18 protein-coding genes are annotated in these 20,288 nt (G+C 39.8%); all 18 read left to right on the top strand.

The features are described from left to right. The first annotated feature begins 96 nt into the window (after window positions 1-96). The 18 genes from HMPREF1504_RS02625 to HMPREF1504_RS02540 all read left to right on the top strand — a co-directional run bounded on the left by HMPREF1504_RS02625 (window position 97) and on the right by HMPREF1504_RS02540 (window position 20,279). Window positions 97-1,146, top strand: a complete 1,050-nt coding sequence (locus HMPREF1504_RS02625) for a D-glycerate dehydrogenase (RefSeq protein ID WP_038123193.1) — start codon at window positions 97-99, stop codon at window positions 1,144-1,146. A gap of 84 nt (window positions 1,147-1,230) precedes the next feature. Further along, on the top strand, window positions 1,231-2,919 hold the full coding sequence (locus HMPREF1504_RS02620; protein ID WP_038123180.1) for a glutamine--tRNA ligase/YqeY domain fusion protein: 1,689 nt from the start codon (window positions 1,231-1,233) through the stop codon (window positions 2,917-2,919). Between the two features lie 49 nt (window positions 2,920-2,968). After that, window positions 2,969-3,595 (top strand): hypothetical protein, encoded by a 627-nt coding sequence (locus tag HMPREF1504_RS02615; RefSeq protein WP_038123177.1) that lies wholly within the window; start codon window positions 2,969-2,971, stop codon window positions 3,593-3,595. A 109-nt stretch (window positions 3,596-3,704) separates the two neighbouring features. After that, entirely contained in the window at window positions 3,705-4,292 is a 588-nt protein-coding gene (locus tag HMPREF1504_RS02610) for a DUF3793 family protein (RefSeq protein WP_038123175.1), read from the top strand. Window positions 4,293-4,302: 10 nt separating this feature from the next. Then, window positions 4,303-4,722: a flavodoxin gene (locus HMPREF1504_RS02605; RefSeq protein WP_005377355.1), complete on the top strand. Its 420-nt coding sequence runs from the start codon at window positions 4,303-4,305 to the stop codon at window positions 4,720-4,722. 128 nt (window positions 4,723-4,850) lie between these two features. Then, window positions 4,851-6,041: a RuBisCO large subunit C-terminal-like domain-containing protein gene (locus tag HMPREF1504_RS02600; protein WP_038123173.1), complete on the top strand. Its 1,191-nt coding sequence runs from the start codon at window positions 4,851-4,853 to the stop codon at window positions 6,039-6,041. A gap of 91 nt (window positions 6,042-6,132) precedes the next feature. Then, window positions 6,133-6,942: an MBL fold metallo-hydrolase gene (locus HMPREF1504_RS02595; protein ID WP_038123171.1), complete on the top strand. Its 810-nt coding sequence runs from the start codon at window positions 6,133-6,135 to the stop codon at window positions 6,940-6,942. Between the two features lie 13 nt (window positions 6,943-6,955). Beyond that, window positions 6,956-7,435, top strand: coding sequence for a 23S rRNA (pseudouridine(1915)-N(3))-methyltransferase RlmH (rlmH, locus tag HMPREF1504_RS02590; RefSeq protein WP_005380607.1), 480 nt, complete (start codon window positions 6,956-6,958; stop codon window positions 7,433-7,435). 107 nt (window positions 7,436-7,542) lie between these two features. Next, window positions 7,543-7,998: a CBS domain-containing protein gene (locus HMPREF1504_RS02585; protein WP_005377414.1), complete on the top strand. Its 456-nt coding sequence runs from the start codon at window positions 7,543-7,545 to the stop codon at window positions 7,996-7,998. A 158-nt stretch (window positions 7,999-8,156) separates the two neighbouring features. After that, on the top strand, window positions 8,157-9,461 hold the full coding sequence (tig, locus tag HMPREF1504_RS02580) for a trigger factor (protein ID WP_005377404.1): 1,305 nt from the start codon (window positions 8,157-8,159) through the stop codon (window positions 9,459-9,461). A gap of 34 nt (window positions 9,462-9,495) precedes the next feature. Next, entirely contained in the window at window positions 9,496-10,089 is a 594-nt protein-coding gene (clpP, locus tag HMPREF1504_RS02575; RefSeq protein WP_005377316.1) for an ATP-dependent Clp endopeptidase proteolytic subunit ClpP, read from the top strand. A gap of 12 nt (window positions 10,090-10,101) precedes the next feature. Continuing rightward, window positions 10,102-11,355 (top strand): ATP-dependent protease ATP-binding subunit ClpX, encoded by a 1,254-nt coding sequence (gene clpX, locus HMPREF1504_RS02570; protein WP_005380648.1) that lies wholly within the window; start codon window positions 10,102-10,104, stop codon window positions 11,353-11,355. A 65-nt stretch (window positions 11,356-11,420) separates the two neighbouring features. Then, complete coding sequence (gene lon, locus HMPREF1504_RS02565; protein ID WP_005380575.1) at window positions 11,421-13,730, top strand: endopeptidase La; 2,310 nt, start codon at window positions 11,421-11,423, stop codon at window positions 13,728-13,730. Beyond that, window positions 13,730-14,428 (top strand): ribosome biogenesis GTP-binding protein YihA/YsxC, encoded by a 699-nt coding sequence (gene yihA / locus HMPREF1504_RS02560; RefSeq protein ID WP_084644741.1) that lies wholly within the window; start codon window positions 13,730-13,732, stop codon window positions 14,426-14,428. Before lon ends, yihA begins: the two co-directional genes overlap by 1 nt. Further along, window positions 14,425-15,396, top strand: a complete 972-nt coding sequence (locus HMPREF1504_RS02555) for a polyprenyl synthetase family protein (RefSeq protein ID WP_005380584.1) — start codon at window positions 14,425-14,427, stop codon at window positions 15,394-15,396. The genes yihA and HMPREF1504_RS02555 overlap by 4 nt, the downstream gene beginning before the upstream one ends. 1 nt (window position 15,397) lies before the next feature. Beyond that, window positions 15,398-16,282 (top strand): twin-arginine translocase subunit TatC, encoded by an 885-nt coding sequence (gene tatC, locus HMPREF1504_RS02550; protein WP_038123167.1) that lies wholly within the window; start codon window positions 15,398-15,400, stop codon window positions 16,280-16,282. A gap of 22 nt (window positions 16,283-16,304) precedes the next feature. Then, the gene (locus HMPREF1504_RS02545) at window positions 16,305-18,962 is read left to right on the top strand and encodes a valine--tRNA ligase (protein ID WP_005380591.1); all 2,658 of its coding nucleotides are present in this window, start codon (window positions 16,305-16,307) and stop codon (window positions 18,960-18,962) included. Window positions 18,963-18,971: 9 nt separating this feature from the next. Beyond that, window positions 18,972-20,279, top strand: coding sequence for a folylpolyglutamate synthase/dihydrofolate synthase family protein (locus tag HMPREF1504_RS02540; RefSeq protein WP_038123165.1), 1,308 nt, complete (start codon window positions 18,972-18,974; stop codon window positions 20,277-20,279). Window positions 20,280-20,288 lie beyond the last annotated feature (9 nt).

Raw genomic sequence — 20,288 nt, 5'->3', positions numbered from 1 at the left:
CCAATTATAGGATACAATATAGATACATATAGTTTTCGTTGTAAATGATATGTTGTTACAGCATTTAAGAATATATAGAGAAGGGATGAAATGATTATGGAACGTAAACCATTAGTAGTGGTACCGGGCTTAGTGCGACGTGATGCTATTGCCTATTTACAAGAACATGTTGACGTACGTCAGTGGACAGAAAAAACTAAAATGCCTAGAGAGGTTTTAAAAGAATGGTTACGCGATGCTGATGGTTTGTGGTCTATTAATTCCATATCGGTTGATGCGGACCTTGTGAAAGATGCGCCTAATTTAAAGGTCATTGCACAAGCCTCAGTAGGCTATGACAATGTAAAGATTGATGAACTTACGGTGGCGGGCATTCCTTATGGCAATACGCCAGGTGTTCTCAACGAAACCGTAGCAGAACTCGCTTTCACATTGATTGCTACGGCGAGTCGGCGCATTATTGAAAATGCAGCCTTTGTAAAAGAGGGACGTTGGGCACAAAGACCTTCTAATATCAAAGGTTTTGATTTGAGTCGTCGCACATTGGGTATTATTGGTATGGGTGCCATTGGTGTTTCCATTTCTCGACGCGCTCGTGCCTTTGGTATGACCGTTGTATATCATAATCGACATCAACGTAATGACGATAAATTATATAGAACAACATATATGGAATTAGATGAGTTACTTGCTACGAGTGATGTGGTATGTATCATGGCGCCACTTACGGATGAAACGTATCATATGTGCGATGCTGAGTTCTTTAAGAAAATGAAAAAGACCGCATTGTTCGTCAATGTAGGTCGCGGTGCCATCGTTGATACAGATGCACTCATCGATGCCCTTAAAACTGGTGAAATCGATTATGCTGCACTTGATGTAACTGATCCAGAACCATTACCAGCAGATCATCCATTATTGTCCATTGATAACTGTTTAATTGTTCCTCATATTGGTTCGTATACAGATCGGACGCGATATGATATGTCCATGTTGACAGCGAATAATATCATTGCTGGTGTTCATAAAAAACCTCTACAAACATGTGTTAACGAAGAGGTGAATTACAAAAAGCCAGAATTAGATGTAGAATCTGCCTTGGAAGAACTTAAAAATGCCGGCGTTGATGTTACGGATTTCGACTAAACTTTCACGAGAATCTAAAAAATGTGCGGTCCTATATAAAATATGGTAAAATAAAAGAATATTTATCGTATGGAGGTTGTAACGTTGGAACATAAAGATACTGAACAAACTGTAGCTCCTGAAGAAGTTGTATCCATTAACTTTATCGAAGCTGAAATAAATAAAGATAATGAAGAGGGCGTATATGGTGGCCGTGTACATACGCGATTCCCACCAGAACCAAATGGGTATTTACATATCGGTCATGCTAAGTCCATTTGCCTTAACTTTGGGTTAGGCGAAGAATACAAGGGCTTAACCAATTTGCGATTTGATGACACAAATCCAGAAAAGGAAGATGTGGAATATGTAAATTCCATTAAGGCAGACGTGGAATGGCTTGGATTCCATTGGGATGGCGACGTACGCTATGCATCTGATTACTTTGGCAAAATGTATGATTATGCTAAAAAGCTTATCTCCTTGGGTAAGGCTTATGTAGATGATCAAACAGCAGAAGAAATTCGTCAAACGCGTGGCGATTTCTCTACACCAGGTACAAATAGCCCATATCGCGATCGCTCTGTAGAAGAAAATTTAAAACTCTTTGAAGAAATGAAAGAGGGGAAATACAAGGATGGCGAAAAGGTATTACGCGCTAAAATTGATATGGCGGATCCTAATATCGTCATGCGCGATCCTGTATTGTATCGTATTGTAAATGCAGAGCATCACCGTACAGGATCTGAATGGAGCATTTATCCAATGTACGACTTTGCACATCCTATTGAGGATGCTATTGAACGCATTACCCATTCCGTATGTACATTGGAATTTGAAGTGCATCGTCCATTGTATAATTGGGTTCTCGAAGATTGGGAAGACACTGAAAAACCTCGCCAAATCGAATTCGCTCGTTTAAATGTAACAAAAATGGTTATGTCTAAACGCAAATTACGTGCTCTTGTAGAGGCTGGCCTCGTATCCGGTTGGGATGATCCTCGTATGCCTACCATTTCTGGCTTGCGCCGTCGTGGCTATACACCAGAAGCCATCCGTGATTTCTGCGACCGCATCGGCGTAGCTAAGGCTGATAGCACCGTAGATATTGCATTGCTCGAATTCTGTATTCGTGAAGATTTGAAATTAAAAGCTCTACGTCCAATGGTTGTTATCGATCCTGTTAAGGTTATTATCGATAATTATCCAGAAGGTCAAACAGAACCTTGTGTGGTTGAAAATAATCCAGAAAATGAAGAACTCGGTACTCGTGAAGTTATGTTTGGTCGCGAAATTTATATTGAGCGCGCCGACTTTATGGAAGAACCGGTTAAGAAATTCTTCCGCTTGGCTCCGGGAAAAGAAGTACGCTTAAAAGGCGCTTATTTCATTACTTGCCAATCTGTTGTAAAGGATGAAAACGGTACCATTACCGAAATCCATTGTACCTATGACCCTGAAACGAAGAGCGGCAGTGGTTGCACACGTAAGGTAAAGGGTACATTGCATTGGGTTGAAGCTTCTACGGCTGTAGATATTGAAACTCGTTTATATGACTACTTGCTTAAAGAAGAATCCGATGGTAAAGACTTCTTAGCTGATTTTAATCATGAATCGTTACAGGTTATGCACAGTAAAGGTGAAGCAAGCCTTGCTAATACTGTTCCTGGCGATAGATTCCAATTCTTGCGTCAAGGTTATTTCGTAACTGATAAGGATAGCACTGCCGATCATATTGTGGTAAACCGCATCGTAGGTTTACGTGATACATGGGCAAAACAACAAAAGAAATAGTTGTGATTATACCGCCCCTTTAAGGGGCGGTTTTGTTTAGGAGAAAACTATGAAATCAATGATAGCTTTAGCTCTCGCTGGTGTTGTAGCGATGAGCACACCTGTACTTGTTGATGCGGCTAATATTAATGCTAGTAAATATGCCGCTGCATATGGAACGTATAATGGTATGAAACTTAACGAAGGTGTTACGATTTATGCCAATGCGCCAAAGGCTTTGTTCGCCGGCGCAGGTAAAACCGATGTAAAAACGGCTCTTATGCAAGCTGGTGCCAGACGTGCCGAGGTATATACGCTTAACGTAAAACGAGAAAATGAAATGAATTACGCTGTATTTGCGAATGTGGTCGTAGGTGGTAAACATAATCTTGTTAACACCAAGCATGTGAGCACTGATGCCAGTGATGTCGGTAATTTGGTGGCGTCTATCAATGGAGGTAAAGCTGCTGAGCTAGGCCAATATCAAGTGGTGACACCTTTGGCTAAGCACAATAAAACATATGTAGGTGCACTAAAATATACAAGTAAAGATAATAATAATTCTTATAATGAGATTCTTCATGTTGCTGTTTCTGAAAGTAAATACGAGGGCCCTAGTGTGCGATTTATCGCTATAGATGAAGAAAGTGATGCTAAGGTATTTCCTCGCGTGAGCAACTTGCTAACTGGTAAATAATAAATAATTATTGAAATAAATTATCAATTATCTTGACAATATTTCTCATCGAGAGTACTATGTGTATATAGTAATCAATCTCAAGTAATGAGGCGGATTCTATATAGATATGCAACAGGCAGGTACGACTATGATGGATTCAATTGACAATATCATTGGATTTCATTGTGCACCGGCAATTCGAGGCATTAAGATCTCGAATTTGGTTTCTATTCCACGGGACATGAATGAACAAATCCAATTCGTTTTGACTGAATATAATAAAGAGTTTAATGAAAAGGGTTTATTCTTCTTTGAATTATGTCGCTGTAAAGCACGTAGACTATTATTGGTGTTCCGTGAAACACAATTACGAGACTATGTACGGCAACCTGCGGTGATGACATTTTTGAAAGCCTACGGTTATCAAGATAGTATGAGCATTATGGAGATGCTTGAACATTTGCGATATCGTATGGAATCAAGCGTTGATTTCCCTCATGAAATTGGTGTGTTCCTTGGATATCCATTAATGGATGTGAAGTATTTTATTTCTCGTCGCGGTAATGGATACTCTATGTGTGGTGAATGGAAGGTTTACCACGATGTAGTAGATGCACAACGCTCTTTCCTATGTTACAAAGCATGTCGTGAATTTTGTCAAACTCAATTGATGTTGGGAAAAACATTTAGTTCATTGGTCGCAAGAACGGCCTAGGAGGTACAAGATGATTGGTGTAATTTTTTGGTCCGGTACAGGCAATACAGAAAGAATGGCTTATGAAGTAGCTGAAGGTATCAAAGCTGCAGGTCAAGACGTAGAAGTAAAATCCGTTTCTGAAGTATCTGTTGATGAAGCAGCAGCTTACGATAAATTAGCTCTTGGTTGCGCTGACATGGGTGCTGAACAATTAGAAGAAGGTGAATTCGAACCATTCTACACCGAATTAGAAGGTAAATTGAGTGGTAAAAAAGTAGCAATCTTTGGCTCCTATGGTTGGGGGGGCACTTGGTTAGAAGACTGGGGCACTCGCATTAAAGATGCTGGCGGCGAATTAGTAGCTGACGGTGTGGCAATCTTGGGTGAACCAGATGATGACGGCAATGCACAATGCCAAGAATTGGGTAAAACATTAGCTAACGCATAACAACTTCATATTATATAAAGACTATAGCGATGGATGTGACATCGCTATAGTCTTTTTTGTATCTATTTATGGAAAGGTGTACTGCTTTGGTATATAATTAAATAATGTTATTGCAAAGGAGACGCATTATGAAGGACGAGCGATTTATAGTTACCTACCGAATTGAAGCCGACACATATGAAGACGCAAAGTCTATTGCTTGGGCTGTTCAAGTAGAACAAACGATTGAATTTCCTTATGAATTTGTAACTGATCCATATATTAAAAATACAATTACCGGTCGATTGGAATCTCTCGAATCGATGGCGCCAGATTCCGCATATGCAACTGTGGGAGTGATGCCGAATGCAGTGATTGATGCTTCTCGGTATTATCTAGCTCGCATTTCATATCATGTAGATACTACCGCATTAGAAGCAACGCAATTTTTAAATGTTGTATTTGGTAACTCATCGTTACAACCTCATATTTGGGTGGTAGACATAGAACTATGTCCTACATTATTTGACGTATTCAAAGGTCCACGATTTGGATTGCATGGTATTCGTAGATTGGTTGAAACGCCTACAAGACCGATGATTCAGGCTGTAATTAAACCTATGGGAACACCTAATGAAGAACTAGCTCGCATGTGTGCAGCGTATACGCGTGGTGGCGTCGATGTTATCAAGGATGATCATGGCATTACGAACCAATCTTTTTCGCAGTTTAAGGATCGTGTAAGACGATGTGCTGCTGCTGTGCGTGAGATGAATGAAGCACATGGAAAACACGCATTATATGCAGCTAATGTGTCTGGTGATGGCACAGACGTATTAGAACGTGCTTATTTCGCTAAAGAGGCGGGGGCTACGGCCCTTATGGTAGCCACAGGTTTAGTTGGCTCTGGTTGGTTACATAAATTGGCTACTGATGAAAAATTGCGTTTGCCTATTATTCATCACCCTGCTTATTCTGGTGGTTTTGTGAGCCCTGGTGTATCCGGTATTGCCGACTATTTACAGTTGGGGTTCTTGCCTCGATTATTTGGCGCTGATATGATGGTTTTTGTATCCTATGGAGGGCGCTTTACTTTTACCCAAGAGCAATGTAAGCGTATTGCCGCGTATATTAAACATCCTGTAGGATTGGTGAAAGCAGGCTGTCCGGCTCCTGGTGGTGGCGTGACTGATGCGCGCCTTACAGAATTAGTCGAGTTGTACGGAAATGATACGATGTTCCTCGTTGGAGGCGATATGTTCCGTCGTGGACCAGATCTTGAGTCGAATATGGCATATTTTGTTAATCGATTAGAAGAACTGTCACAATTGAAACAATAATAGTTGTGAAAGTTGGACTTTCACTAACGCAATCGTACGGTGATTGAAAGACTTTCACCAATAGAAATAATTAATTATATGGAGTAGTTTAATGAGTGAAACCTCACCTTTAGAGGTCCATGTTCTTGCTAGCGGTAGCAAGGGTAATTGTACAGTTATAAAAAAAGGAAATTCTGTTATATTACATGATGTGGGTATTAGTTGCCGGCGCATCGTTAATGGGCTGAAAGAATTACATATCGATATGAGCCAGGTTGAGGGAATATTTATTAGCCACGAGCATACCGACCATATTGCGGGGCTACAACAACTATTAAAGCGTTTTGATATTCCTGTATATACTAAGCAAGGCACGTGGCGTGAAATCCAAGATAAGTTAATCGTTCCAAAACATCAACTGGTGGAATTGACAAAAGGTAGTTTGGAGCTTGGAAATCTTACGGTGGAACCCTTTAGTGTTAGTCATGATGCGGCAGATCCTATAGGTATCAATGTATATTCTGGCAAGGATAAGGCTACGGTTGTCACCGATACAGGTGTGATTACGGATACTATATTGCACCGATTAGATGGCAGCACATTGCTAGTCTTGGAGGCCAATTATGACCCTCAAATGTTGCGTTTTGGACCGTATCAACCATTTTTAAAGCAACGCGTGGCCAGTGATGAAGGCCATTTGAGCAATGAAATGGCGGCACAGGCCTTACTTATGATGAAACGGCCTGATTTTATGCAGGTCATTTTGGCACATCGCTCTGAAAATAATAATAACCCTATCCTCGTAACGCAGACGATTGGTCAAATGCTCGTCGATGGGGGCGTTAAAATAGGCCCAGAAATGAAATTACAGCATGGCCAACCTAACGAAATAGTATCCATGCAGTCTGTTCATAAAAATTAGAGGTACATCTTGTATGAAGTTTCATGTAATCTGTATTGGTAAATTAAAAGAGGCTTACCTTCGTGAAGGTGTGGCCGAATTTGTAAAACGTATGCGCCCCTATGGAGGCGTTACAATTACTGAATTGAATGAAAGTAAAATAGGGGATAAGCCTAGTGATGCGGACCGTAAACAAGTAGTCGTAGAAGAGGGGCAACGGTTATTAAAGGCTGTTCCTAAATCGGCATACACCGTATTGCTAGATGTATATGGTAAAACGATATCTTCTGAAAATTTGGCCTCTATGGTATCTAAATTAGAGGTGGACGGCATCAGTGATATGGTCTTTATCATAGGCGGTGCCTTTGGCGTTAGTGATGAATTGCGCCGTTCTGTAAAATTTAAGTTATCCTTTAGCCCTATGACCTTTACTCATCAAATGGTTCGATTGTTGTTAGTAGAACAGATTTACCGCAGTGCTAAGATAAATCGCAATGAACCATACCACTGGTGATATACTTAACTAAATATTATTTATATACAATTTATGAAAAAGGAGTTTTCAACTCTAAGGTCGAATAGTATAATAAAGAGTAAAGTTATATGAAGGAGGAATTCCCTATGAAAATCCAAGACGTAATGAATAAATATCCTGTTACAGTTGGTAAAGATGCTCCTATTTCTGATGTAGCAGACTTATTAGTTAAATATAATTTAACAGCTGTTTCTGTAGTGGATGAAGAAAATAAATTGTTAGGTATTATTTCAGAAGGTGACTTGTTATACAAAAAGGTTCGCCCTCATGTACCTCATTATGTAAATGTTTTGGGCGCTAGTATCTATTACAATGGTATTGGTGAATATAATGCACAATTCAAAAAATTGTTAGCATCCCACGTATATGAATTGATGACTAGCGATGTTATTACTACAACACCAGATAAAGATGTAGAAGAAATTGTATCCGTTATGCTTGATCAACATTTGAAAAACGTCCCTGTTGTAGATAAAGAGTACCGTTTGATTGGCATTTTATCTCGTCGTGATATCATTAAATTGATTGCAAAAGATAACTAATTATTTACATATATGCAATACTAAACAGCCACTCCCTATGAGTGGCTGTTTCCTTATAATGCTAAGAATTGCATTGAATTTTCATTTATGATATTATAAGGAGTGCATAATATACTACAGAAATTTGGGCGTTTGCCCTTCAAGGAGGACATATTTTAATGAAAGCAACTGTAAATCCTGTTGATCAACACGTAGTAACTTTAACTATCGAAGTACCTGCAGCAGAAGTAGACAAAGGTATCAAACAAGCGGTAAAACGCATTGCAAACCAAGTAAACATTCCTGGCTTCCGTAAAGGCCACGCACCTCGTCGTGTATTGGAAATGAACTTTGGTAAAGAAGCTATCTTGGAAGAAGCATTTGACGTATTGGCTAGCCAAAACTATAGTGCTGCTCTTCGTGAAAACGATATCGTTCCTGTATCTGATCCAGAAACAGAACGCGTACAATTCGAAGAAGGTAAAGATTTAATCTTCAAAGTAACTGTAACAAAACGTCCAGAAGTTAAACTTGGCGATTACAAAGGCTTAGAAGCTACAAAACAAGACGCTACTGTAACTGATGAACAAATCGAAGAACAATTGAACAATATTCGTGAACAACAAGCTAAAATGGTTGTTGCTGAAGAAGGCGCTACAATTCAAAAAGACGACTTCGCAGTAATCGATTTCGCTGGTTCTGTTGATGGTAAACCATTTGATGGTGGCGAAGGTAAATCCTACCCATTACAAATTGGTTCCGGTAGCTTCATCCCAGGTTTCGAAGATCAATTGATCGGCGCAAAAGCTGGTGATGATGTAACTGTAAAAGTAACATTCCCAGAAGACTACTTCGTAGCTGAATTAGCTGGTAAAGAAGCAGAATTCAAAACTCATATCCATGATATTAAACGTAAAGAATTGCCTGAATTGAACGATGAATTCGCCAAAGAAGCAAGCTCTTACGAAACAATTGAAGAATTGAAAAACGATCTTCGCGCTAAAATGGAAGAAGAAGCATCCCGTCGTGCCATCGACACTTACAATGCTGATTTGATCCAAGCAGCTGTTAAAAATGCAACTGTAGATATTCCAGAAGTGATGATCAATGATCGCGTAGAACAAATGATTCAAGAATTGGCTATGAACATGGAAGGCCGTGGCTTGAAACTTGATGACTACTTGAAATTCTCCAATAAAACTATCGAAGATTTACGCACTGAATACAAAGATTCCGCAGCTGAAAATGTACGCGCTGATTTAGTATTGGACGCTATTGCAACTGCTGAAGGTATCGAAGTAACTCCAGATGATATGAATCGCGAAATCTTCATTATGGCTCAAAACTTTGGAGCAGATCCTAAAGAAGTTTGGGATATTATTGCAAAAGAAGGTCGTGTAGCTATGTTAGCAGGCTCTGTAGCTCGCAAAAAAGCAGCTCGATTCATCATCGATAATGCAAAAGGTGCAGAAGCAGCAGAATAATGCTTGCTCACTAGGTACATGAAAAGGTGATTATATGTATGTACCAATCGTAGTTGAACAAGGCGAACGTGGTGAACGTTCGTATGATATTTACTCTCGCTTATTAAAGGATCGCATTATCTTTTTAGGTGGACCTATTGATGATAATGTTGCAAATGCGGTGATTGCCCAAATGCTTTTCCTAGAAGCAGAGGATCCAGATAAAGATATTCATCTATATATTAATAGCCCAGGTGGTGTTGTAACTGCTGGTATGGCTATCTATGACACGATGCAATATATTAAACCAGATGTGTCTACCATTTGCGTAGGCTCTGCTGCAAGTATGGGGGCTGTATTATTGACAGCCGGTGCAAAGGGAAAACGCTTTGCATTGCCTCATGCGCGCGTTATGATTCACCAACCATTGGGTGGTGTACAAGGTCAAGCATCTGAAATCGAAATCCATGCCCGTGAAATTCTTCGTATGCGTGAAGAGTTAAATGGTATCCTAGCAGCTCGCAGTGGCCAAGATATTGAAGTGGTAGCACGTGATACTGATCGTGATAACTTCATGAGTGCCCAAGATGCCGTTGAATACGGTTTGATTGACGAGGTGTTAACTCGCGATACTCTAGAAAGCAAGTAATGGAGGCGCTCATTGGCAAAAGATAAAGATACTATGCGTTGTAGCTTTTGCGGACGCACAAGTGATGAAGTAAGAAAACTAGTGGCCGGTCCTAATGTGTACATCTGTGATGAATGCGTAGAAGTTTGTGAACGCATCATTGAAGATGAACTTGGTGACATCGGTACAGAAGACTTTAAACTAAAAGAATTGCCAACGCCAAAAGAAATTAAAGCTCATCTTGATCAATATGTCATTGGTCAAGATGATGCTAAAGTTTCCCTTGCGGTGGCAGTATATAATCACTACAAACGTCTACAAACAGATAATATGGTAGATGATGTAGAACTACAAAAGTCCAATGTTCTATTTATTGGACCTACAGGTAGTGGTAAAACATTATTGGCTCAAACATTGGCAAAAATGTTAGAGGTTCCATTTGCAATTGCAGATGCAACAAGCTTAACCGAGGCTGGCTATGTAGGGGAAGATGTAGAAAATATTCTATTAAAACTCATTCAAGCCGCCGATTATGATATTGAACGGGCTGAACGCGGTATTATTTACATCGATGAAATCGATAAGATTGCCCGTAAGTCTGAAAATCCTTCCATTACACGTGACGTGTCCGGGGAAGGTGTGCAACAAGCACTTTTAAAAATCTTAGAAGGTACCGTTGCTTCCGTGCCACCTCAAGGTGGTCGTAAGCATCCTAATCAAGAAATGTTACAAATCGATACTACTAATATTCTCTTTATTTGTGGTGGCGCATTTGATGGCATGGATAAGGTTATTACAAAACGTACCGCTAAGAAAACATTAGGTTTTGGTGCTGATGTACAACGTGCTGAAGAACGCGATGTATCTGCGATTCTCAAAGAGGTTGTACCTGAAGATTTATTGAAATTTGGTTTGATTCCTGAATTTATTGGTCGTTTGCCTGTTATGGTAACATTAGACCTATTAGATCGGGATGCATTGGTCCAAATTCTTACAAAACCGAAAAATGCATTGACTAAGCAATATGAAAAAATTCTATCCCTTGATGGTGTAGAATTAACATTTGAAGATGATGCATTAGAAGAAATCGCTGATGAAGCATTACAGCGTAAAACTGGTGCTCGTGGTTTGCGTGCCATTATTGAGAAGGTAATGAAGTATGTTATGTATGAAGTTCCATCTATGGATGATGTGGCAAAATGCATAGTTACCAGAGAAGCCGTAAAGGGCACAGGTGAACCTATACTCAAAAATGAGGCAGACAAAGACATCCAGCTGAAATCGTAATTCGAAGAAACTCATTTCTGTGTAGGAATGAGTTTCTTTTCATAATATAAATCCTTGGAGGACATATGAATTTACTCGAAGTAGGTATTCCTACCGTTCCCCTTAGAGGGATGGTTGTATATCCGAATATCGTGATTCACCTCGATATCGGTCGAGACAAATCCATCAAAGCGGTAGAAGCCGCAATGAACGAAGATCGCATTATGGCAGTGGTATCCCAAAAGGATGATTCTGTAGATGCACCTACCGTTCATGATTTAGCCCAAATGGGTACACTTGTAAAAATTAAACAAATGTTGCGCTTACCAGGTGGTATTGTTCGTGTTCTCGTTGAAGGTATTACTCGTATTCGTGTTATGAACATTACGAGCATGGATCCTTATTATGTAGGGGACTATGAACGTGTAGCATCCATTTTCGAAGATGATGTAGAACTTGAGGCGTATCGTCGTTTAGTACAGTCTAAATTCAATGAATGGGCTGATGAAGCTAAAACGATCACTGAAGAAGGCGTTACACGCGTTATGGAATTGCGTGACCCTTGTGAACTAGCCGATCAAGTAGCATTTATGCTGCCTGTTAATAATGCAAAACGACAAGAGTTACTAGAAGAATTATCTGTTGCAAGACGATTGAACATGATTGTAGGCATTCTTAATATGGAATTACAAATTTCTGATTTGGAAAATTCCATCAACAATCAAGTTCGTCAAGCTATGGAAAAAACACAAAAAGAATATTTCTTGCGTGAAAAAATTCGCGTCATTCATGATGAATTGGGTGATAAGGGCGATCCTGAGGAAGAAGCAGATGAATTAAGAGAACAATTAAAAGCTCTTAATTTGAGCGAAGAGGTTCACAATCGTATCGATAAAGAAATTTCTCGCTATAGCCGCATGCCACAAATGATGCCAGAAGCGACCATTCTTAGAAATTATCTTGACTGGGTGCTAAGTTTACCATGGAACGATGTTACCGATGATCGTCTAGATATCAATGAAGCAAAAGATATTTTAGAGGCTGATCATTATGGCTTAGAAAAGGTTAAGAAACGTATCTTAGAATTCTTGGCAGTTCGCAAATTGACAGGTAAGAATAGCGGTTCCATCCTTTGCTTAGTAGGACCTCCTGGTGTTGGTAAAACATCGTTAGCTTCATCCATTGCTAAAGCGATGAATCGTAAATTCGTACGCGCATCCTTAGGCGGCGTTCGCGATGAAGCTGAAATTCGTGGCCATCGTCGTACATACATTGGCGCATTGCCAGGTCGTATGATTCAGGGCATTAAAAATGCAGGTACACGTAATCCTGTATTCTTGCTTGATGAAATCGATAAATTGGCATCCGATTATAAAGGTGATCCATCTTCTGCATTATTAGAAGTGTTGGATCCGGAACAAAATAGTACATTTAGCGATCATTTTATTGAAATTCCATTTGATTTCTCCGATGTATTCTGGATTACTACGGCGAATGTGGCCTCTAATATTCCAGGCCCATTATTAGACCGTATGGAAATTATTGAGCTTTCAAGCTACATGGAAGATGAAAAATTAGAAATCGCTAAGCGCTATTTAGCACCTAAACAAATCGAAAAGAACGGTTTAAAAGATAATAAAATTAAATTATCTGATGCAGTGTTAAAGAAAATTGTATCCGAATATACTCGTGAAGCTGGCGTTCGTACCTTGGAAAAAACTATCGCTAAAGTATGCCGAAAAATGGCTTACCAAGTAGTAGAACAAGATATTGAAACTCCGAAGGTTTCCGTCAAGAATTTACACGAATACTTAGGCGCACCTATCTTTATCGATCAAGAACGTGAAAAGAAACCTCAAGTGGGCTATGTTAACGGACTTGCTTGGACCTCTGTAGGTGGTGTAGTATTACCTTGTGAAGCGACAACAATGGCAGGGACTGGCAAACTAGCACTAACCGGTAGCCTTGGTAAAGTAATGCAAGAATCCGGTCATGCTGCTATGAGCTATATTCGTCATAATGCAAAATCCTTGAAAATCGATGAAGAATTCTATAAAAAGTTAGACATTCACGTTCATCTTCCAGAAGGGGCAACACCAAAGGATGGTCCTTCAGCAGGGATTACGATGACATTAGCAATGGTATCTGCCTTGACGGGACGTAAGGTGCGCGCTGATCTCGCTATGACTGGTGAAATCACATTGCGTGGCCGCGTATTACCAATTGGCGGTCTTAAAGAGAAATTGTTGGCAGCATTGTTATACGGTGTGAAAGAGGTTTTAATTCCAAAAGGTAATGAAAAGGATATTCCTGAATTACCAGATAGTGTAAAAGAAGGTCTTATCATCACACCTGTTAAGACAATGGATGAAGTTTTAGCAAAGGCACTTGTATAATGCAAAAGAAGAAAAAATCCACAAAACATATGGGGCCAAAACCACAATATACAAGAAAAGAAATTAAGGGGCCTCGCATTATAGCAGCAAAATATAATACATCCTGTGTAAAAGCAGATCAATATCCTGAAGGGGATACGGTAGAAGTAGCCTTTTTAGGACGCTCTAATGTGGGCAAATCCTCATTGATTAATTCCTTATGTAATTATCGTGGCCTTGCTCTTGTGAGTGGACAGCCAGGGAAAACAAAGACGATAAACTATTTTGATATTGAATCAAAAGAGGATATTAGTGAAACTGAAGAACGTCGGTATCACTGGTTCTTAGTTGATTTGCCTGGATATGGTTTTGCAAAGACAAATAAGGATAATCGCAATATGTGGTCATCATTTATATCTGATTATATATTGCATTCTGAACGATTAATGTTATTATGCTTGCTTATCGATGGGCGTCACCCAGAGATGCCTATCGACAAAGTGGCGTTTGATTGGCTCGTTGAGGCCGGTGTGCCTCTTCAAATCGTGGTGACAAAGGTAGATAAGCTCAATACTAAAGAAAAATCCGTAAATTTAGCAAAAGTTAAAGCCATGTATCCAACTGATTCTCCACCGATTATGTATAGCTCATTGAAACATACGGGCCGTGAGTTATTGCAGCAACGAATTAATCAAGTACTAGTAGGGGAGGAAGCATGAGTAATTCAAACCAGTTAGAGATGATGGAACGCATCGCTCTTGATTTAGAGGGTGTTGAACGTGCTCTTGCGTCATCCTTTAACACAGGGTCTGAAGATTTTAATACACTGATTAGACCTTTATCCGAGGCCGGCGGTAAACGTTTGCGCGCGCAATTATGCTTGCTTATTGCCAATGCGGGTACATCGGTAGAGGCAGAACGTATTAAGATTGCAGAAGCTGTAGAAATGTTACACCTAGCGACGTTGATTCATGATGATGTCTTAGATCAAGCGGAAATACGTCGCGGTGAAGAGACAATTCATAAGCACAAAGGCAATAAGGTTGCCATTTTAAGTGGTGACTATTTATTTGCTAAGGCATTCCGTATCGTATCCGAAATGCCACATATGGAATATTTAAAAATCTTTTCTCATATCATCACCTGTCTTGTAGAAGGTGAATTTATGCAAATGGAAGATGTGTATCGCATTGACCAAGGCATAGATCGATATATGACAAAGACGCAAAAGAAAACAGCCGACTTTATGGAGGGCTGCATGGAACTAGGGGGTCTGTTAGGTGGCTGGTCTAGTGATGAAATTATGTACCTAAAACGATATGGTCATGCGTTGGGGATGGCGTTCCAGATTACCGATGATATTATGGATTATCGCGAAACCTCAGACACGACAGGCAAACCTGTGGGGAATGATCTTCGAGAGGGCTTGTTAACCTATCCATTGCTTAGTATCGTTAATGAAAGCAATCAGAATCAGTTGTTGCAAGATATTAAGAACCTTAATCATGGCGGTAATGAACAAGAGATTATCGATTATGTTATCGCTCAGGGTGGTATAGATAATACATTACGGGTCGCACAACAATATTGTGATGATGCGTTATCTGCATTACAATCTATACGTGATTTTGATGGCAAAGAGTTTTTAGTATTAGCTGTTCAAAACTTAGCAGATAGAAAGGTATAATATGGAGGCCTTCGAACCTAAAGATTTCGAATATCCCATAAAGAAACCTTCATTTGATAGCGTAGTTCGACAAAAGCGTCGGGAACAAGCACAAAAAGCAGAACAAGAGCAATATGCCGTGGTAAATACTGAACAGGAAGAGGAGGCTCCAGAGCCGTTATATACGGAGATGGAACAAAAGATGATGGACGAAGCTGCCAATTTATCGTTGGTAGGTCATCTATCAGAACTTCGTAGACGTATTATAATTATGGTTGTTGCTATTATCATAGGAACGGGCATTGCCTATTATTATGTAGACGTATTATTAGATATTTTATTGGCCCCTGCAGGCAAATTGTATTACATGCGACCTACGGAAGCCTTCTTTACATATATGAAGGTATCCATCGTAGGCGGCATAATTTTGGCATCGCCTATCATACTGCATCAAATATGGCTCTTTGTGAAACCAGCATTGACAGTTCGCGAGAAACATCTATCAAACTGGATTTTACCAGTAGCCTTTTTGTTGTTTGTAACAGGTATTTTCTTTTCCTATATCTTAGTATTGCCTGCTGCGGTTAAGTTCTTTATGGGCTTTGCCACCGATGAATTGCAACCGATGTTTTCCATTGGTCAATATATGGACTTTGTATTGGCCTTTGTACTACCGTTCGGCTTTATATTCGAACTGCCATTGGTCATTATCATTATGGGATATTTTAATTTAATTACATCCCAATTCTTAAAAAAGAAACGCAAAATATTTATTTTGCTTTCCTTTATTATAGGTGCAGTAATTTCACCTACACCGGATATGTTCTCACAAACCATGATTGCATTGCCGATGATATTATTATATGAAACTAGCCTCTTTGTGTTAGCTAAAGTGATGAAACGATAAGTACTTACTTTCAGGAGGAACGATGAAAACCTACGAAAATTTAACCACCTACAATCCTGGTGAAATCGAAAGTAAATGGTATTCCTATTGGGAAAACCAAGGTTACTTTCACGAAGAAGTAGACACTGACAAGGAACCATTTAGCATTGTATTACCACCTCCAAATGTAACAGGTATGTTGCATATGGGGCATGCGCTAGATAATACATTACAAGATATCTTGATTCGTTTTAAACGTATGCAAGGTTACAATGTATTATGGATGCCTGGTACAGACCATGCTGGTATTGCTACACAAATCAAGGTAGAAGAAATGCTCGCTAAAGAAGAGGGCAAATCTCGCTATGATTTAGGTCGTGAAAAATTCGTAGAACGCGTTTGGAAATGGAAGAAAGAATATGGCGATACCATTGTTAAACAAATTCGCAGCTTAGGTGCATCCTGTGACTGGAGCCGTGAACGTTTTACATTGGATGAAGGATACTATCATGCAGTACGTGAAGTATTTGTAAGCCTTTATGAAAAAGGTTTGATCTATCGTGGTGAACGCATCATCAACTGGTGCCCTCGTTGTGCAACAGCGTTGTCTGATGTAGAGGTAGAACACGAAGATGAGCACGGTCATTTATGGCATATTAAATATCCTGTAAAAGGTGAAGAAGGTCGCTTTGTTATCGTTGCGACAACACGTCCTGAAACAATGTTCGGCGACGTAGCGGTAGCAGTAAATCCTGAAGACGACCGTTATAAAGATTTAATTGGTAAAACATTAATTTTGCCATTTGTTGATCGTGAAATTCCTGTTATTGCTGATGACTATGTAGATGCAAGCTTTGGTACAGGTTGTGTAAAAATTACACCAGCCCATGACCCTAACGACTTTGAAATGGGTCAACGTCACAACTTAGAATCCATCGTTGTTATGAACAATGATGCGACAATGAACGAAGGTGCTGGTAAATTTAACGGCATGACACGCGAAGAAGCGCGTAAACAAGTGGTAGCTGAGCTTGATGAATTAGGATTGCTAGAAAAAATCGAAGATCATGACCATGCGGTTGGCCATTGTTCCCGTTGTAAAACAATTATTGAACCAATGGTTTCTAAACAATGGTTCGTAGATATGAAACCTCTTGCAGAGCCAGCATTGAAGGTTGTAAAAGATGGTGAAGTTCAATTCGTTCCTGAACGTTTTACTAAAACATATGTAAATTGGCTCGAAAACATCCGCGACTGGACGATTTCTCGTCAATTATGGTGGGGTCATCGTATTCCAGCGTGGTATTGTGATGACTGTGGTGAAACGATTGTTAGCCGTGAAGACATTACAGAATGCCCTCATTGTCATGGACATGTAACACAAGATCCAGATGTGCTTGATACATGGTTTAGTTCTGGTTTATGGCCATTTGCTACCATGGGTTGGCCTAAAGATACAGCAGAGCTTAAACAATGGTATCCAACAAGTGTACTCGTAACTGGTTATGATATTATCTTCTTCTGGGTTGCTCGTATGATTTTCATGGCTCTTGAGTTTGAACATGAAATTCCATTCAAACATGTATTTATTCATGGTCTTGTACGCGATAGCCAAGGCCGCAAGATGAGTAAATCCTTAGGCAATGGTATTAATCCATTAGATGTAATCGGCGAATATGGTGCTGATGCATTGCGCTTTACACTTGTAACAGGTAATACACCGGGCAATGATATGCGTTTCTACATGGAACGTGTGGAAGCAAACCGCAACTTTGCAAATAAAATTTGGAATGCTTCTAAATTCGTTCTCATGAATTTGACGAATTATGATGAAAGTTTCGTTCCTACTGAGGCTGATTTAACATTGGCTGATAAATGGATTGTCGAAAAATACAATGAAACCGTAGCAAGTATTACTGCAAATCTTGATAAATTTGAGCTTGGTGAAGCGGCTAGCTCCGTATATGATTTCATTTGGAATACCTATTGCGACTGGTACATTGAACTTGCAAAACCTCGTTTGTATAGCGATGCTAATGAACGCGATCGTCGCACTGTACAATATTTGCTTGTAACAATCTTGCGTCATATGCTTGAATTGTTGCATCCATTTATGCCATTCGTTACAGAACATATTTGGCAACACTTGCCTCATGAAGGTGAAAGCATTGTGATTGCTAAATGGCCAGAAGCATTAGCTTTCACAAATCTTACAGAGGCTGCACATCAAATGGAAATCATGATGGATGCTATTAAAGGTATTCGTAACATGCGCGCCGAAATGAATGTACCTTTGGGCAAAAAAGCCGAAGTTATCGTAGCACCGACTGATGCGTCTATTGCTGAGGCCGTTGCAGAGCATAGCGATTATTTCGTAACACTTGCATGGGCTGAAAAGGTAACTATTCTAGGTGCTGATGATCCAAAACCTGAAAATGCAACCGTAACTGTTGTAAATGGTATGGAAGTATATCTTCTCTTGAAGGATCTTATCGATGCAGATAAAGAAAAAGAACGTATCGAAAAAGAAAAAGGTCAAATGCAAAAAGAAATTGCACGCTTAGAAGGTAAATTGAGCAATCAAGGTTTCCTTGCAAAAGCACCAGAAGCAGTTGTAGCAAAAGAAAAAGAAAAACTAGAAGAATATAAACAAAAACAACAAGCGTTGTTAGAACGTGAAGAATTCTTAAAAACCTTATAGGAGGTTTATATGACATACGAAGAAGCCTTAACGTATTTAGAAGATACCTCATCCTTTGGCATAAAACCGGGGTTAGAGCGTATTCGTGCATTATTGCAAGCGTTGGGGAATCCTGAACGAGATTATAAAATCATTCATGTTACGGGTACAAATGGTAAAGGTTCTGTAACAACCTATATTTCGTATGCTCTATTTACCAGTGGATTACGGGTGGGGCGATTTACATCGCCTCACCTTGAATCTTATACGGAGCGTATAGAAATTAATGATGTTCAAATTAGCAAAGACGCTTTTGGCAATTTGATCGATTGTGTTCGACAAGGCGTAGATAAGATCATTGCTGATGGGGTAGAGCCACCTACGCAATTTGAAATTCTAACGGCCGCAGCATTCCTATTCTTTAAAGAACAAGGTGTAGACTATGCTGTTGTAGAAGCTGGCTTGGGTGGATTACTGGATTCAACGAATGTTGTGACACCATTGGTTTCCGTTATTACTAATGTTACCCTTGATCATCAAGCGTATTGTGGCAATACGGTTGAAGAGATTGCCAAGCATAAGGCGGGCATTATAAAAGAAGGTGTTCCTATTGTAACGGCGGCTCAAGAAGGACCATTAAAGGTCATTGAAGAGACAGCTGAAGAAAAACATGCTCCATTATATGTGTTTAACAAAAAGTTTGGTATCGATAGCCGTAGTGTAGTGCCTGGTGGGCAATTGATTACGGTCAGTGCTATTGGCGCACCGCCTGCTATGTTATTTACAACGATGGCTGGGATTCATCAATCTGTCAATTTGGCTTGTGCATTACAAGCTGTACGCCTAGTTATGGAACATGATGATGCTATTAGTGAAGAAACAATGCGCGAAGGCTTTGCCCGTGCCACTTGGGCTGGTCGTTTTGAGATTAAAAAAACGTTGGATCGGACATTTATATTTGATGGTGCCCACAATGCAGCCGGCGCAGAATCTTTCGGCATGACTTACCATGAATTATTTGGAGATACGCCAAAAACAATGGTGATGGCTATTTTGTCAGATAAGGATGAAATGGGTATTATTCATGAAGTTGTAAAACCAAAAGATACAGTCATTGCAGTGGCTGCACCAACACCACGTACAGAGGTGCCAGAGAAATTGGTAGAAACCGTTCGGCAATGTGTGAAAGGGGTAGTGGCACAGACAGAAGATTCTGTGAGCAGTGCTCTTGATTTAGCATTACAATCGACACAAGATGGAGATATCATTGTTGTGTGTGGATCGTTATATATTCTTGGCGAAGCTCGCGGTTGGTTACAGAACCGTATGAGCCACTAGGTAATCGTT

This window comes from Veillonella sp. ICM51a (genome assembly GCF_000524355.1).
Taxonomy (GTDB): domain Bacteria; phylum Bacillota; class Negativicutes; order Veillonellales; family Veillonellaceae; genus Veillonella; species Veillonella atypica.
This window is presented reverse-complemented; position numbering and strand designations above follow the sequence as displayed.